This is a genomic window from Bacillus cereus group sp. N11 (genome assembly GCF_016483605.1).
GTDB lineage: Bacteria > Bacillota > Bacilli > Bacillales > Bacillaceae_G > Bacillus_A > Bacillus_A toyonensis.
Window position 1 is genome coordinate 1 of sequence record NZ_JAEHBN010000008.1, and the last position, 14,695, is coordinate 14,695.

Below are 14,695 nucleotides of genomic sequence, written 5' to 3' on the forward strand. Positions count from 1 at the left end.
TTTTTATCAGTGTTGACACATAAAAAGAGGTTCAGACACATAAACAGGCTGTGGAGAAGACTTTCTCCACAGCCTGAAAAAAGAAGCAGCAAACGCTGCTTCTTTTTTATAATGCTTCTATAAATAAGGCAACCCCGATACCGCCACCGACGCATAAAGAGGCAATTCCTTTTTCTAATCCACGTCTTTTTAATTCATGAATTAAACTTACAGTGATACGAGCTCCTGTACAACCGATTGGGTGTCCAAGTCCTACACCACTACCGTTTACATTCACTTTTTCACGGTCTAAACCTAATTCTTTCTCTACAGCTAGGTATTGCGCAGCGAAAGCTTCATTAATTTCAAGTAAATCTGCATCTTCTAATGACCAATCTACTTTTTCTAATCCTTTACGAATTGCTGGTGCTGGTCCAATTCCCATAATTTTAGGATCTACTCCAGCTACTGAATAGCCAACAATTCTAGCTAACGGTTGTAAGCCTTTTTCTTTCGCTTTTTCTTCACTCATTAATACTAGAACTGCACTTCCGTCATTAAGACCAGATGCATTCCCTGCCGTTACAGATCCATCTTTACGGAAAGCTGGTTTTAATCCAGCTAATTTTTCCGCTGTAATATCTGCACGCGGATGTTCATCCTTAGAAAATACAATTTCTTTTCTACGCTCTTTTATTGTAATAGGAACAATTTGATCGTCAAAGTATCCAGACTCGATTGCTTGTAGTGCCAATGTATGACTGCGAAGCGCAACTTCATCTTGTTCCTCTCTTGTAATTTCATATTGTTCAACTAAATTTTCCGCTGTTTCACCCATCATAATATGATGAATTGGATCTTCTAGCACTTCCCACACCGTATCACGAATTTCTCCGTGCTGTAGACGTTGTCCCCAGCGGTGCTGTTTCAATGCATAAGGGCTCGAACTCATCGCTTCTACTCCACCTGCAATAACAACATCACTCACACCTAATTGAATTTGCATTGCAGCTGACATAATTGCTTGCATACCTGAAGAACATTGGCGTTGGATTGTATAGCCCGTAACTGTGTCAGGAAATCCTGCCGCTAATGCAGCCGTTCTCGCCGTATTTGCTTCATCAGTTCTTTGAATACAATGACCTAAAATTACTTCATCAACTTCATGTGGTTCTACCCCGCCTCGTTTTACAGCTTCCTGAAGTACAGGAACAGCTAATTCTACTGGTGTTATATTTTTTAGTGCTCCTCCGAAAGTTCCAATTGGTGAACGAACTGCAGCTGTAATGACAACATTATGCATTTTGTACTTGCCCCTCTCTTATGTACCCTAGTCAGTTTTTAGGTGAAATTCCATAAGATGTATATCTACAACTATCATACTATAAACATACTAAAAAATCAAAATATTTAATATAATAAAAATAGAAGGAATTAACCTTCTATTCTGTTAATGCGTATAGGAATTTTTGTAAAATCTTCTCTGTTGTTTTATTCAAATTCGGTAACTTATCTACCGGAAAATATTGAAGCTGTAATCCTTCATGATCAAGCTTAACTTCCCCACTCACATGATGCCCCTGATACAGATGAATGACATTAAAAATTTCATCTCCATTTGGATATTGGAAGTACACTTCTTTTCCCGAAAGAACCCCGATAAATTGCATAATTTTCGCGTTTAGTCCCGTCTCTTCAAATAGTTCTCTGCGAGCAGTTTCTTCTGTCGTTTCTCCTAGCTCCATCGCTCCGCCAGGTACACCCCAATCATATGTGTCTGAACGATATTGAAGCAATACTTCTTGCCTATCATTTAATATAATAATTGCTGATCCTACTAAAATAAGTGGCCTTGTACCAACGACTTTACGTAACTCTTCAATATACCCCAATATGTAAACTCTCCTTTCCTCACCCTCCCTTATCATAACAAAATTTTTCTCATTTTGTTGATGTAAATTTCAAGAAAAAAAGGAAGCTTTCGCTCCCTTTTTTCACTTTATTTCTTAAAACTTTCATATTTTACAGCTTCAAAAGCTTCTTCAATTTCATCATTACGATAATGAACGTATGTAAAACGCCCCAATTCTACTAATCTTGCTATTTCTTGTAACGCTTTATGTTGATCATATGTTTCCCCCAGCTTAATATGTACGTAAAACTTCATTAATGGATGTTCATATACAGGTTCTCCCACCTCTACATATACATCTTCAACCCCTTGCACAACTTTTACATAACTCGCAAATTGATAAAGAGCTTCTCTGTCTGAAACGATTTTTAATGTATACATATATTCTCCCCCTTTCCTTTACTATATCAAAAAGATGACCATACTACGTTATAGAACTATGAAATTTTTTCGACTTGTAGTCTATATATTCATGTAATAAACAAGGCGTTTATCCATACATAGCACCTTTTTCTCACATATATTATAGGAAGAATTTTTTCATTTGAGGTGTTCCCTATGGATCCATACGTCAATATATGTATTTGCATTACGCCAGGCGCCAACATTTCTGAAGACCGTATCGCAAAAGATTTAGCAGTCGCAGAATCAATTTGGCACCCCATTACATTTCAAATTCAAGAAGTAATTGTATTAAATGAGCTTTTTCGTTTTTCAGACCGTGAAATTAGTTATAAAAATTCTATTCAAAGTCAGGAAAAATTAGCATCCTTTTTCCAAACGTGTGTAAATGAAGCTCCAGAATGTGATCTTTATATTTGTTATATTGGCAGTGATTATTTTAAAGAAACAGCAGTAATTGCCTGTGCTTACTCTTTAGCTAAACAACAACAACTTACTGGTTATATCGTTTTAACAAATTCAGCCGCTCCTATGAAAAATATATATACGCTCGCTCACGAAATTGGCCATATTTTATTCACAAGGCGCGTTCACGGAAAACTTACACATGCAGATCCTCATTCTCCAACTGGCTCGGAACACCACCCTTCTCCATCAAATCTGATGTACCCTATAGTCCCCCGCCCAGAAAACGTCCATATTCATTCCTTATTAACAAACGAACAAAAAGAACTCTCTTTACAAAGCTCTTTATTACAAAGAAAAAAACAGTAACAATCTTATTACTGTTTAAAACAACTTATTTAATCAACAAACCAAGTCCCGGCTGCTAGAAATAAAAATAGACAACTAAACGTAAATGTAATCCCTCTAAAAATCCCTATATAATATTTCTTTGGAAATAATTTTTTGCATATCCAGAGCAGCCTTTTTCCTATTAACCCGAAGAACAAAATATATCCTGATGTGTCATCTAATAAAGTATCAAAATAGTTATCATGTACCTTTTTCGAAAAGGTAGTATATAGCCCGAAAATTGTTAAACCTAGAAATATAATAGATAATATACCTAGAAATATACTTTGCATATTTGTTCCCCTCTCAATAAAATATTCCGTTCGCTCAATATCAGTAAAACACTAGTTTACAGTTTTTTGCTCTTCATTTTTTAAAGACCATCGCATTAATACATATAAACTCCCATACAGAAGTAAAGGCTCTAGTATTCCCCAATATGGGTTTTGCTTTCCTAATTCTTTAAATACAAACATAATTAATAGCGGTATAATAACAACTAGCATTCCAATCCATCCAAATATGTACGCTTCACCAATTAACAATACTAATAAGACAATTCCAGCTAGTATGTAACTTTGTATAGTAGTTAATTGCAATACAGGTGTCCCATACCATTTATTCATAAACATTAATAATACTAGTAATAAAATTGGTAGCAAAGCTGCTACATAAATAATGCTAAATTCTTTTATTTTGCTTTTAAATGATGACATCTTAAAAGCAAAAATAATACCCACAATAGTAATCATTAAAACAATTGGGTATCCAATCAATTGTACATTCGTTAATGTAAATTCATGATTCGGACTTCCAAATAAAATATTTGTAAGTAACCAGTATCCACCAATACCAATAATCATTCCTAAAATACTTTTTATACTCCCGCTTTTATCCTTCTCCATCTCTTTCACCAATTCTTCTGCATACTCTTTTGGTGAATCACCAAATATATCACTTACCGTCTTCCCCTTTTTTTCACCTTCTATTAAATGAAGTTCTGCATCTTCTAGAAAAGCGTCCACATCTTCTTCTTTAATCCCTTTTGTTATTAAATATACTTTCGTATCGATTAAAAACTCTTCTCCTTCTTTAGAAACCTTCATTATAGCCCCTCCCTTAATTAACCGTTTCTCTTCTATTCATCTTCATCATAATTTCAACGAAAATTAAAATAAATAAACTTCCGTATAAACATATAATCTGAAATAACATTGGCATGAGATCTTCTGATGTAAATGCTTGAAATACTAACATAATAGAAAGAGGAATAATTAAATATAAGTTTTTAAACCATCCTTCAAAATACATGTTTATAGCTACTGTCATGATAAAGATCCCACCAGCTAACATATAACTTTGCATTTGGGTGAATGTAACCATCTTTGTAGGATATATTACATCTAATATCGTAACAGCTCCTAATAAAAACATTGGAGCGATCATGACTAAAGACCACATAGAAAACCACGTTTTGGTAAAGCTTGTTACAAATGTCATTTTACGAAGCAAAAAATTAGGGCCTAACACAGCTAACATTAATGTGAAACTATAACCAATGCACTGAATAAGTGAAATTTGTAACTTTCCGTTATTCACTATTAAAATAGAAGCAATAATCCAAAATGCTACGATATTCATTACTGTAAAACCAATTTGCTTCCACGTTTCCTGTCTATCTCTTTCCATCACTTTTACAAGTTCATTAGCATATTCTTTCGGCGAACTTCCAAAAATTTCTTCTACACTTTTCCCGTCACTCTCACCTTCTATTAAATGCAACTCTGCATCTTCTAAAAAGCTTTCCATATCGTTTTCTTTCACACTCTTTGCGGTCAAAAACAATCTCATATCTAACAAAAACTTTTGCGCTTCACTTGATAGCATTATTTTCTTCCCTTCCCTTCAAGTAGACGTTCTACACTACTTTGCATCGCTTCCCAGCGACCCATAAATTCATCCAGTTCATCTTCTCCCTTTTCTGTTAACGTATAATACTTCCTTTTTGGACCAGATGGAGATTCCTTCATTACACTTGATATTAGCCCCTCTTTTTGCATCCGTATTAACAACGGATAAATACTTCCCTCACTCGCCATTGTAAAACCATACTTCGCTAGCTTTTCACTCATTTCATAACCGTATATTTCACCTTCAGAAATAATAGCAAGTAAGCATCCTTCTAAAATCCCTTTCAGCATTTGACTTGTCGACATAATTGAAATCCTCCCACTATCTTGTTTTACAAGATAGATAAGCGTAAGTATCTTGCTTTACAAAATAGTATAGCAGAGACTATTTTGTAAAACAAGATAGCTAACGGATTTTTTCCAAATGTTTGCAGGAATTTCGTAGTTCCCCCTCTAAATAGAGCAATGAGGGAACTTTTATTATGAAGGAGTGTTTTTCATCATGGTTACAAATCGAGTTGTCTTTTTAACAGGTGCTGCGAGTGGTATTGGTTATGAAATGGGGAATACCTTTGCAAAAGAAGGCGCAAAAGTTGTTATTACTGATCGCCTTGAAGATCGTGCGAAAGAAGCTGCTGAACAATTACAAAAAGAAGGCTTTCAAGCTATCGGTTTAAAATGTGACGTTACATCTGAAGAAGAAATTACAGCAGCGCTTTCTCAAACAGTTAGTCATTTCGGTTCATTAGACGTATTAATTAACAATGCAGGAATGCAACATGTTTCACCGATTGAAGATTTTCCAACTGAGAAATTCGAGCTTCTTATTAAAATTATGCAAATCGCTCCATTTATCGCCATCAAACACGCTTTTCCTATTATGAAAAAACAAAAATACGGCCGGATTATTAACGTCGCTTCTATTAATGGCCTTGTCGGATTCGCCGGAAAAGCTGCCTACAATAGCGCAAAACATGGCGTAATTGGACTGACAAAAGTTGCCGCATTAGAAGGTGCTACCCATGGAATTACTGTTAATGCACTTTGCCCTGGTTATGTCGATACCCCTCTTGTACGTAATCAACTACAAGACTTAGCTACTACACGAAATGTACCGCTTGAAAATGTTTTAGAAGATGTCATTTATCCACTTGTACCACAAAAACGTTTATTACAAGTACAAGAAATTGCTGATTATGCTATGTTTTTAGCGAGTGAAAAAGCAAAAGGCATAACTGGTCAAGCTGTCGTTATCGATGGTGGTTATATTGCTCAATAAAGTGAAACTTTAATCAGTGGGGCTTCATCCCCCACTGATTCGTAGCCCTCACCAATCGGGCTTTTACGGGCAGTTAATGCGTGATAAAAAAATAAAGTTTGCTCACGAAGAGCAAACTTTATTTTTTATCACGAGGATCATCGTACTTTAGTAATTGCTGTGGCAGTTTCTCTATCGCAACAGTTATCCCATCTAATTTACTTTCAATCCGATGGAGTAAATATAATGTTACAACAATTGGAAAGCCTACATTACCTATCATCCCGATCCACTCTTCCATCCTTCTCTCCTCCTTTCATTATATAAATAAGGGGAAAAGGCACATTTAGGCATAAAAAAACAAGCTATTATGTATTAGCTTGTTTTTCAAATAATGATGCAATTTCTCGCTCATAATCTCCACGTATAATACCTTTCTCAGTAATAATACCTGTAATTAATTCATGCGGTGTTACGTCAAATGCAGGATTATAAACATCTGTACCAATCGGTGCCACTTGTTTGCCAAAAATTTTCGTAACTTCTGTTTCATCTCTTTCTTCAATAACAATTTCGGTACCTGTTTGTTTCGTAATATCAAACGTAGATAACGGAGCTGCAACGTAAAATGGAATTTCGAAATACTTTGCTAATATAGCTAAATTCATTGTTCCGATTTTATTTGCCGTATCTCCATTTGCGACAATTCGATCTGCCCCTACGATAATTGCATCAATTTCTTTCGTACGAATTGCATGAGCTGCCGTATTATCTGTAATAAGCGTCACATCAATACCCGCTTGCTTTAACTCCCATGTCGTTAAACGGCCACCTTGTAAAACCGGTCTCGTTTCACATGCATACGCATGTAAGTGTACACCTTTTTCTTTCCCGATATAAAACGGCGCTAATGCAGTACCATACCTTGCAGTTGCAATACTTCCAGCATTACAAATTGTTAAAATGTTATCACCGTCTGTAAAGCATGTTAACGCATGTTCCCCAATACTCCGGCATACCTCTTCATCTTCCTGCTGAATGCGAAGCGCTTCTTCTTCTAATGTTTTTTGCGCTTCTTTTATTGTAGTAATCTCTCGAATAGATTCTCTCATACGATCAATTGCCCAAAACAAATTCACTGCCGTCGGTCGTGATGTCCCTAAATAGTTACAATCTCTATTAAATATCTTCTGAAATTCTTCAATATGTATCGTGTTATATTTTTTTGATGCAAGCGCCAAACCAAATGCTGCTACAATTCCAATTGCGGGTGCTCCGCGTACTTTTAACATTACAATACTTTTCCATACCTCTTCAATAGTCGTCAACGTTTTATATTCTGTACTATGCGGCAACTTTGTTTGATTTAATACCGCAATTGCATCACCTTTCCAACTTACAGACCTCGGAACAGTTACAAATGTACTCATGCTTTTATGCCTCCTGAAACTGTCTGTTGAAATAATGTTCGAAACAGTTGAATATCAGCACACTTAGATTCATATTTTATTAGTTCTTTTCCTAAGTACAGCGCTTGCTTCTTAGCTTGAATTCTTCTTTCTTTATTTGCTATTTCATCTAAATCCGCTACATGAGCTAAACCAATTGTTCTACGAATCAGTTCACATCCGGCAAATCCGACGGCATCAGTAAAGATATTTTGCAAAATAATTGGTAACCATTGTTTTTCTTTCGTATATGCTTCTACACCTTCTCCAATCCATAACTTCGTAAAAGTTTCTACAAAATAACTCCATGTCTTTTCTATATGGAAAAATAGTACACTTCTCTTTTCTTCTTCTCTCGATAAAGCATTTAATAATAGATTTGCAATAAATTGACCGATATCAAAGCCAAATGGACCGTACGTTGCAAATTCTGGATCAATCACTTTCGTTTCAGAAGGTGATGAAAAAATACTACCAGTATGTAAATCACCATGAATAAGCGCTTCTTTTCTCGTTAAAAACTTATATTTATATTGTGCTACTTTTAGTTTTAAAATTTTGTCACTCCAAAGTTCATCAATCACTGACTGTAAATCTGACTCATAATCATTCGTATCGTAATGTCCAAACGGATCCGTAAAAACTAAATCTTCTGTAATTTTACTAAGGTCTGGATTTACAAATGTACCTTCTAGCACCCTTTTCTCTTCTGACTGTAAACCGAAATCTGAAGTATAAAATAAAACATGTGCTAGAAAACGACCGATATGCTGGGATAAAAGTGGATATCCTTCTCCATCTATTAATCCTTTTCTTGTAATTGTTAGTCTTGATAAGTCTTCTATTACTGTAACTGCTAACTCTTCATCATGACTGTACACTACCGGAACATAATCTGGTACATACTTAGCGAAAATTTGTAATGCCTTGCTTTCAATCGTCGCTCTTTTTATAGACAACGGCCAGCTCTCACCAACTACTTTCGCATATGGAAGTGCTTGTTTTATTATAATTGCTCTCTCTCCATCAACTAATTTGAACACGTAATTTAAATTTCCATCTCCTATTTCATGACAAACTACATTCGCCTTCTTGTCAAAATATCCATGTTCTTTCGCATATTGTACAGCTGTTACTTCTGTTAATGAATAATATCCCATCGTCTTTTCCTCCTTTTTAAATTCAGAGGTTTTTCTAACGCAGAAAAACCTCTTTCCACTAAGAAAGAGGTTTGAAGTTTATCTTCTCCCCTCTTATCTGCCAGAAATTTTACTTTCTGCTGGAATTAGCACCGTGCCTTTTGGCGTCATAAACGCCCCATTTCACAATGGTATTACGGTCGGTTGCTGGGCTTCATCGGGCCAAATCCCTCCACCTGCTCTTGATAAGAGTTATATAATTTTTTAGAATTTTTAACTTTATGTTGAAGACTATACCAAGAATAAAAATCACTTGTCAATATTTTATTTGTATAGTTCTGGACGGCGATCTGCAAAAACTGGAATTCCTTTACGTACCTCTTTAATCTTCTCGAATGTAAGTTCTCCAAATAAAATGGATTCCTCTTTATTTGCCTCTACCACGACTTCACCCCAAGGATCCACAATTAGAGAATGACCTGCAAACTCATTATTCGGATCCTTTCCTGACCTATTGCATGCAACAACATAACATTGATTTTCAACTGCTCTTGCTTGCAATAGCAAACGCCAATGTGCTAAACGAACTAATGGCCATTCTGCTACAACGAATAAAACTTTTGCCCCTTTAGCAGTATGAACGCGCATCCATTCTGGAAAACGAATATCATAGCAAATTGTGCCAGCGCACTCGATATCATCTAGTTTAAATTCACCTGTTTCATTACCGGCTATTAAATATTTGTGTTCATCCATAAGCTGAAATAAATGTACTTTACTATATTCATTGACTAGATCTCCTTCGTTGTTTACGACATACATTGTATTGGTAACCCCTTGCTCTGTTTGCTTTGCTATAGAACCACCAACAATATGTACACCATATTGCTTCGACCATTCTTTCAACTTTTCTTTCGTTTCTAATCCATCCCTATCTGCAATTTCAGAAAGCCTCGTTAAATCATATCCTGTTGTCCATAGTTCTGGTAAGACGATAACATCTGGTCTTTCCTTCATCGCTTCGCTTATTTTGTTTTTAGCGTTCTCCATATTTTTTTCTACATCTCCAAATACAATATCCATTTGAATACATGCGACTTTCATTTTTTCAGCCCCATTCTTAATTTTCTCTTTACAAAATACTGGAAAGATTATATCATTTGTCACTAGAATTGTAACAACTTTCAAAAGAGGTGGAAAGTATGAAATTATTTCAACCTTCTGAGATAGTAACATCATTGCCAACACAATTTTTCGCTTCACTTGTTGCAAAAGTTAACAAAGTCGTTGCGGCTGGTCACGATGTTATTAATCTAGGTCAAGGTAATCCAGATCAACCAACACCGCAGCATATCGTAAAAGCTTTACAACATGCTGCAGAAAAGACCATTCATCATAAATATCCGCCATTTCGCGGACACGAAAGCTTAAAAGAAGCCGTGGCAACATTCTATCAACGTGAATATGATGTAGTAGTAAATCCAAAAACTGAAGTTGCTATTTTGTTTGGTGGAAAAGCTGGATTAGTAGAATTACCAATGTGTTTTACCAATCCTGGTGATACGATTCTCGTTCCCGATCCAGGTTATCCAGATTATTTATCCGGAGTTGCTTTAGCAAAAGCGCAATTTGAAACAATGCCGCTTATTGCCGAAAATAAATTTTTACCAGATTATACAAAAATTGATGACGCTATTGCGAAACAAGCAAAGTTAATGTTTTTAAACTATCCAAACAATCCTACTGGTGCTACTGCATCAAAAGATTTCTTTGATGAAACCATTCATTTTGCTAATAAACATAATATATTAGTCGTTCACGATTTTGCTTACGGTGCAATCGGATTTGATGGTCAAAAACCGGTTAGTTTCTTGCAAGCAGACGGTGCAAAAGATATAGGAATTGAAATTTACACATTATCCAAAACTTTCAATATGGCTGGATGGCGTATTGCTTTTGCCATAGGGAATGAAAGTGTCATCGAAACAATTAACCTATTGCAAGATCATATGTATGTTAGTATTTTTGGTGCAGTTCAAGACGCTGCCCGCGAAGCGCTATTAAGTTCACAATCTTGCGTCGTAGATCTTGTAAATAGTTACGAATCTCGAAGAAATGCTCTTATTTCAGCTTGTCACTCTATCGGTTGGAATGTAGACATCCCAACCGGATCCTTCTTTGCATGGCTTCCTGTACCAGAAGGATATACATCTGAGCAATTTTCTGATATTTTGCTAGAAAAAGCACACGTTGCAGTTGCTCCTGGTGTTGGATTTGGTGAACACGGTGAAGGATACGTCCGCGTTGGTCTCTTGCATACAGAAGAACGATTACGAGAAGCAATTAATCGAATTGATAAATTAAATTTTTTCAAAAAGTCGTTGACAACATGAAAAATTTCTGACAAAATTCAGTTATCTTAAAAATTTAAACATTTCTAAATACTTCTTATCAAGAGCAGGTGGAGGGACGAGCCCGACGAAACCCGGCAACCGATCTACAATTGTAGACACGGTGCTAATTCTCGCAGCATTACGCTGACAGATAAGGAGCTGGTTGTAAAAAAACCTCTCCTTAGCTGAGAGGTTTTTTTATTTAACTAGGAGGTTATAACAATGAGCGGAATTATAGCGACGTATTTAATCCATGACGATTCACTTAACTTAGACAAAAAGGCTGAACAAATTGCACTCGGTTTAACAATTGGCTCTTGGACTCATTTGCCACATTTATTACAAGAACAATTAAAACAACATAAAGGCAACGTCATTCATATTGAGGAATTAGATGAACAAGAACATATCAATTCGTATCTACGCAAAAAAGTAAAACGTGGGATTATTAAAATCGAATACCCATTATTAAATTTCAGTCCAGATTTACCAGCGATTTTAACAACTACATTCGGAAAGTTATCACTTGATGGCGAAGTGAAATTAATTGACTTAACGTTTTCAGACGAATTAAAAAAGCACTTCCCTGGTCCAAAATTCGGTATAGACGGTATTCGAAATCGTGTACAAGTGTATAACCGTCCCCTTTTAATGAGCATTTTCAAAGGAATGATTGGACGAAATATTGGATACTTAAAAACTCAATTACGCGATCAAGCAATTGGTGGTGTGGATATCGTAAAAGATGATGAAATTTTATTCGAGAACTCCTTAACACCACTTGCGAAGCGAATTGTATCTGGAAAAGAAGTTTTACAATCCGTATATGAAACATACGGCCATAAAACATTATATGCCGTAAATTTAACAGGGCGAACTTTCGACTTAAAAGAAAATGCGAAACGCGCAGTGCAGGCTGGTGCTGATATTCTATTATTTAATGTATTTGCTTACGGACTAGATGTACTACAATCACTGGCAGAAGATGATGAAATCCCAGTTCCTATTATGGCACACCCTGCTGTAAGTGGTGCTTATTCAGCATCCAAGCTATATGGGGTCTCATCTCCATTATTACTTGGAAAGCTACTACGTTATGCTGGTGCTGATTTTTCTTTATTCCCGTCTCCATACGGAAGTGTTGCGTTAGAAAAGGAAGATGCTTTCAACATTTCAAACTATCTAACTGAAGACGATGCGTTTTTCAAGAAAAGTTTCTCTGTCCCATCTGCTGGCATTCATCCTGGTTTCGTTCCCTTTATTCTACGAGACTTCGGTAAAGATGTTGTTATTAATGCGGGCGGCGGCATACATGGGCATCCGTATGGGGCGCAAGGTGGTGGAAAGGCTTTCCGCACTGCAATTGATGCTACTTTGCAAGGTAATCTACTCCATGAAGTAGATGACATAAATTTGCATAGCGCACTACAAATATGGGGAAATCCCTCTTATGAGGTGAAATTATGAGTATTCAAGTATTTTGTGATTTCGATGGTACGATTACAAATAACGATAACATTATGTCGATTATGGAAAAATTCGCACCACCAGAAGCAGAAGAAATAAAGCAAAGAATTTTATCACAAGAGCTTTCTATTCAAGAAGGTGTTTCTCAATTATTTCAATTGCTACCTACTAATTTGCATGATGATATAATTCAATTTTTAAAAGAAACTGCCGAAATTCGTAGTGGCTTTCGTGAATTTATACAATTTGTAAATGAAAATAATATTTCTTTTTACGTTGTATCAGGTGGAATGGATTTCTTCGTCTATCCACTCTTACAAGGAATCATTCCAAAAGAGCAAATTTACTGTAATGAAACAGACTTTTCAAATGAATACATTACAGTTAAGTGGCCTAACCCTTGTGATCATTACTGTCAAAATCATTGTGGATTATGTAAATCATCTTTAATCCGCAAATTAAGTGATACAAATAATTTCCATATTGTAATCGGAGATTCTATTACTGATTTACAAGCTGCGAAACAAGCAGATAAAGTATTCGCTCGCGATTTCCTTATTACAAAGTGTAAAGAAAATCATATTGTTTATACACCGTTTGAAACATTTCACGATGTTCAAGCTGAATTAAAACATTTGTTGGAGGTGAAATCATGAAACAACTGTTTCGTCAATGGTATGACTTAAGCGAGATTAAAAAAGAATTAACAACTCGAAATTGGTTTCCAGCAACAAGTGGCAATATTTCTATAAAAGTTAGTCATGAGCCGCTTACTTTCCTTATTACAGCAAGCGGTAAAGATAAAACAAAAACCACTCCAGATGATTTTCTATTAGTAGATCATGCAGGAGTTCCTGTTTTAGAGACTGAATTACGCCCTTCAGCAGAAACAATATTGCATACACATATTTATAACAATACGAATGCCGGGTGCGTACTTCATGTTCATACAACGGATAACAATGTCATCACAAATTTGTATAGCGATACAGTCACCCTTCAAAATCAAGAAATCATTAAAGCTCTTGATATTTGGGAGGAAGGTGCAACAATTCACATTCCTATTATCGAAAACCATGCTCATATCCCAACACTTGGGGAGAACTTCCGAAAACATATACAAGGAGATTCGGGAGCAGTATTAATTCGAAATCACGGCATCACTGTATGGGGCCGAGATAGCTTTGATGCAAAGAAAAGATTAGAAGCTTATGAGTTTTTATTCCAATTTCATATAAAACTATTATCAATTCAAGGAGGCGTTTCTAATGGCGCAAATTCGTATTCATGAAGTAAATACTCGCATTGAGAATGAAGTGGAAGTATCAAAATTTCTACAAGAGGAAGGCGTTTTATATGAGAAATGGAATATTTCTAAACTTCCTACTCATTTAAATGAAAATTATTCGTTAACAGATGATAACAAAGCTGAAATATTAACTGTTTTTTCAAAAGAAATCGCTGATGTTTCAGCACGCCGAGGTTATAAAGCGCATGATGTAATTTCACTTTCAAGTAGCACACCTAACCTTGACGAATTATTAATTAATTTCCAAAAAGAACACCATCATACTGATGATGAAGTTCGCTTTATTGTCAGTGGCCATGGCATCTTTGCTATTGAAGGCAAAGATGGAAAATTCTTTGACGTTGAACTTGAGCCAGGCGACCTAATCTCTGTTCCTGAAAATGCAAGACATTATTTTACTTTGCAGGACGATCGTCAAGTTGTAGCTATTCGTATTTTTGTTACAACTGAAGGCTGGGTTCCAATCTATTAAGGTAGCTAGTTGAATAAAAGGACTTGGACCCCCTTTTCCAACCTTTTATTCACTCTACATATATACATCCTCCTATGGAACAGGCTTATTTCAAAAAATGAAATAGGCCTGATTTTTTATTTATTCAAAGCATCTTTCCTCTTCTTCCAAGAAACAATCTATCCACTCGATTTTTCAAGTGTATTTCTCAACACTTTTTGAACATTTGTTG

At 35.7% G+C, this 14,695-nt stretch carries 18 protein-coding genes and 2 riboswitches; of the genes, 7 read left to right on the top strand and 11 right to left on the bottom strand.

The window, feature by feature from the left end; genetic code table 11:
- Positions 1-106 precede the first annotated feature (106 nt).
- The 3 genes from JDS98_RS14385 to JDS98_RS14395 form a co-directional block, all read right to left on the bottom strand.
- A complete protein-coding gene (locus JDS98_RS14385; RefSeq protein WP_000552062.1) occupies positions 107-1,282 on the bottom strand; it encodes an acetyl-CoA C-acetyltransferase in 1,176 nt (391 codons plus the stop codon).
- 139 nt (positions 1,283-1,421) lie between these two features.
- Positions 1,422-1,871: an NUDIX hydrolase gene (locus JDS98_RS14390; RefSeq protein WP_000540531.1), complete on the bottom strand. Its 450-nt coding sequence runs from the start codon at positions 1,869-1,871 to the stop codon at positions 1,422-1,424.
- A gap of 107 nt (positions 1,872-1,978) precedes the next feature.
- Complete coding sequence (locus JDS98_RS14395; RefSeq protein ID WP_000288323.1) at positions 1,979-2,272, bottom strand: DUF3928 family protein; 294 nt, start codon at positions 2,270-2,272, stop codon at positions 1,979-1,981.
- Positions 2,273-2,449: 177 nt separating this feature from the next.
- Here JDS98_RS14395 and JDS98_RS14400 point away from each other — a divergent pair, with 177 nt between their 5' ends.
- Complete coding sequence (locus JDS98_RS14400) at positions 2,450-3,067, top strand: ImmA/IrrE family metallo-endopeptidase (RefSeq protein ID WP_000371630.1); 618 nt, start codon at positions 2,450-2,452, stop codon at positions 3,065-3,067.
- A 29-nt stretch (positions 3,068-3,096) separates the two neighbouring features.
- Here JDS98_RS14400 and JDS98_RS14405 read toward each other — a convergent pair whose 3' ends face one another.
- Genes JDS98_RS14405 through JDS98_RS14420 form a run of 4 tightly spaced genes read right to left on the bottom strand, consistent with a single transcriptional unit; the run spans position 3,097 to position 5,304 of the window.
- Entirely contained in the window at positions 3,097-3,381 is a 285-nt protein-coding gene (locus tag JDS98_RS14405; RefSeq protein ID WP_001190630.1) for a hypothetical protein, read from the bottom strand.
- A gap of 51 nt (positions 3,382-3,432) precedes the next feature.
- Positions 3,433-4,194: a DUF1129 domain-containing protein gene (locus tag JDS98_RS14410; RefSeq protein ID WP_097958041.1), complete on the bottom strand. Its 762-nt coding sequence runs from the start codon at positions 4,192-4,194 to the stop codon at positions 3,433-3,435.
- A 13-nt stretch (positions 4,195-4,207) separates the two neighbouring features.
- The gene (locus JDS98_RS14415; RefSeq protein ID WP_097958039.1) at positions 4,208-4,975 is read right to left on the bottom strand and encodes a DUF1129 domain-containing protein; all 768 of its coding nucleotides are present in this window, start codon (positions 4,973-4,975) and stop codon (positions 4,208-4,210) included.
- Positions 4,975-5,304, bottom strand: coding sequence for a PadR family transcriptional regulator (locus JDS98_RS14420; RefSeq protein ID WP_000107973.1), 330 nt, complete (start codon positions 5,302-5,304; stop codon positions 4,975-4,977). The genes JDS98_RS14415 and JDS98_RS14420 overlap by 1 nt, the downstream gene beginning before the upstream one ends.
- A 196-nt stretch (positions 5,305-5,500) precedes the next feature.
- Here JDS98_RS14420 and JDS98_RS14425 point away from each other — a divergent pair, with 196 nt between their 5' ends.
- Positions 5,501-6,277 (top strand): 3-hydroxybutyrate dehydrogenase, encoded by a 777-nt coding sequence (locus tag JDS98_RS14425; RefSeq protein WP_000258446.1) that lies wholly within the window; start codon positions 5,501-5,503, stop codon positions 6,275-6,277.
- A gap of 118 nt (positions 6,278-6,395) precedes the next feature.
- On the opposite strand, the gene JDS98_RS14430 is transcribed toward JDS98_RS14425, so the two are convergent.
- The 4 genes from JDS98_RS14430 to JDS98_RS14445 form a co-directional block, all read right to left on the bottom strand.
- Complete coding sequence (locus JDS98_RS14430) at positions 6,396-6,557, bottom strand: YvrJ family protein (protein ID WP_000393323.1); 162 nt, start codon at positions 6,555-6,557, stop codon at positions 6,396-6,398.
- A 67-nt stretch (positions 6,558-6,624) separates the two neighbouring features.
- The gene (gene mtnA, locus JDS98_RS14435) at positions 6,625-7,686 is read right to left on the bottom strand and encodes an S-methyl-5-thioribose-1-phosphate isomerase (RefSeq protein ID WP_098710818.1); all 1,062 of its coding nucleotides are present in this window, start codon (positions 7,684-7,686) and stop codon (positions 6,625-6,627) included.
- Positions 7,683-8,864: an S-methyl-5-thioribose kinase gene (gene mtnK / locus JDS98_RS14440; RefSeq protein ID WP_097958036.1), complete on the bottom strand. Its 1,182-nt coding sequence runs from the start codon at positions 8,862-8,864 to the stop codon at positions 7,683-7,685. Before mtnK ends, mtnA begins: the two co-directional genes overlap by 4 nt.
- Positions 8,865-8,954: 90 nt before the next feature.
- A riboswitch (SAM riboswitch) is annotated at positions 8,955-9,095 on the bottom strand.
- 72 nt (positions 9,096-9,167) lie between these two features.
- A complete protein-coding gene (locus JDS98_RS14445; RefSeq protein ID WP_033661364.1) occupies positions 9,168-10,031 on the bottom strand; it encodes a carbon-nitrogen family hydrolase in 864 nt (287 codons plus the stop codon).
- Positions 10,032-10,045: 14 nt separating this feature from the next.
- Here JDS98_RS14445 and JDS98_RS14450 point away from each other — a divergent pair, with 14 nt between their 5' ends.
- The 5 genes from JDS98_RS14450 to JDS98_RS14470 all read left to right on the top strand — a co-directional run bounded on the left by JDS98_RS14450 (position 10,046) and on the right by JDS98_RS14470 (position 14,484).
- Positions 10,046-11,236 carry a pyridoxal phosphate-dependent aminotransferase gene (locus tag JDS98_RS14450; protein WP_000765539.1) on the top strand — a complete coding sequence of 397 codons (1,191 nt, stop codon included), beginning with the start codon at positions 10,046-10,048 and terminating at the stop codon, positions 11,234-11,236.
- 52 nt (positions 11,237-11,288) lie between these two features.
- A riboswitch (SAM riboswitch) is annotated at positions 11,289-11,394 on the top strand.
- Between the two features lie 64 nt (positions 11,395-11,458).
- Positions 11,459-12,703, top strand: a complete 1,245-nt coding sequence (mtnW, locus tag JDS98_RS14455) for a 2,3-diketo-5-methylthiopentyl-1-phosphate enolase (protein WP_000014210.1) — start codon at positions 11,459-11,461, stop codon at positions 12,701-12,703.
- Positions 12,700-13,359, top strand: coding sequence for a 2-hydroxy-3-keto-5-methylthiopentenyl-1-phosphate phosphatase (locus JDS98_RS14460; RefSeq protein ID WP_000027454.1), 660 nt, complete (start codon positions 12,700-12,702; stop codon positions 13,357-13,359). The genes mtnW and JDS98_RS14460 overlap by 4 nt, the downstream gene beginning before the upstream one ends.
- The gene (locus tag JDS98_RS14465) at positions 13,356-13,994 is read left to right on the top strand and encodes a methylthioribulose 1-phosphate dehydratase (protein WP_000811318.1); all 639 of its coding nucleotides are present in this window, start codon (positions 13,356-13,358) and stop codon (positions 13,992-13,994) included. The genes JDS98_RS14460 and JDS98_RS14465 overlap by 4 nt, the downstream gene beginning before the upstream one ends.
- Entirely contained in the window at positions 13,972-14,484 is a 513-nt protein-coding gene (locus tag JDS98_RS14470) for a 1,2-dihydroxy-3-keto-5-methylthiopentene dioxygenase (RefSeq protein ID WP_000057312.1), read from the top strand. The genes JDS98_RS14465 and JDS98_RS14470 overlap by 23 nt, the downstream gene beginning before the upstream one ends.
- Positions 14,485-14,695 lie beyond the last annotated feature (211 nt).

Coding starts and splice junctions, on each gene's coding strand:
- JDS98_RS14385 (WP_000552062.1), bottom strand. CDS start 1,282: ATGCATAATGTTGTCATTACAGCTGCAGTTCGTTCACCAATTGGAACT.
- JDS98_RS14395 (WP_000288323.1), bottom strand. CDS start 2,272: ATGTATACATTAAAAATCGTTTCAGACAGAGAAGCTCTTTATCAATTT.
- JDS98_RS14400 (WP_000371630.1), top strand. CDS start 2,450: ATGGATCCATACGTCAATATATGTATTTGCATTACGCCAGGCGCCAAC.
- JDS98_RS14405 (WP_001190630.1), bottom strand. CDS start 3,381: ATGCAAAGTATATTTCTAGGTATATTATCTATTATATTTCTAGGTTTA.
- JDS98_RS14410 (WP_097958041.1), bottom strand. CDS start 4,194: ATGAAGGTTTCTAAAGAAGGAGAAGAGTTTTTAATCGATACGAAAGTA.
- JDS98_RS14415 (WP_097958039.1), bottom strand. CDS start 4,975: ATGCTATCAAGTGAAGCGCAAAAGTTTTTGTTAGATATGAGATTGTTT.
- JDS98_RS14420 (WP_000107973.1), bottom strand. CDS start 5,304: ATGTCGACAAGTCAAATGCTGAAAGGGATTTTAGAAGGATGCTTACTT.
- JDS98_RS14425 (WP_000258446.1), top strand. CDS start 5,501: ATGGTTACAAATCGAGTTGTCTTTTTAACAGGTGCTGCGAGTGGTATT.
- JDS98_RS14430 (WP_000393323.1), bottom strand. CDS start 6,557: ATGGAAGAGTGGATCGGGATGATAGGTAATGTAGGCTTTCCAATTGTT.
- mtnA (WP_098710818.1), bottom strand. CDS start 7,686: ATGAGTACATTTGTAACTGTTCCGAGGTCTGTAAGTTGGAAAGGTGAT.
- mtnK (WP_097958036.1), bottom strand. CDS start 8,864: ATGGGATATTATTCATTAACAGAAGTAACAGCTGTACAATATGCGAAA.
- JDS98_RS14450 (WP_000765539.1), top strand. CDS start 10,046: ATGAAATTATTTCAACCTTCTGAGATAGTAACATCATTGCCAACACAA.
- mtnW (WP_000014210.1), top strand. CDS start 11,459: ATGAGCGGAATTATAGCGACGTATTTAATCCATGACGATTCACTTAAC.
- JDS98_RS14460 (WP_000027454.1), top strand. CDS start 12,700: ATGAGTATTCAAGTATTTTGTGATTTCGATGGTACGATTACAAATAAC.
- JDS98_RS14465 (WP_000811318.1), top strand. CDS start 13,356: ATGAAACAACTGTTTCGTCAATGGTATGACTTAAGCGAGATTAAAAAA.
- JDS98_RS14470 (WP_000057312.1), top strand. CDS start 13,972: ATGGCGCAAATTCGTATTCATGAAGTAAATACTCGCATTGAGAATGAA.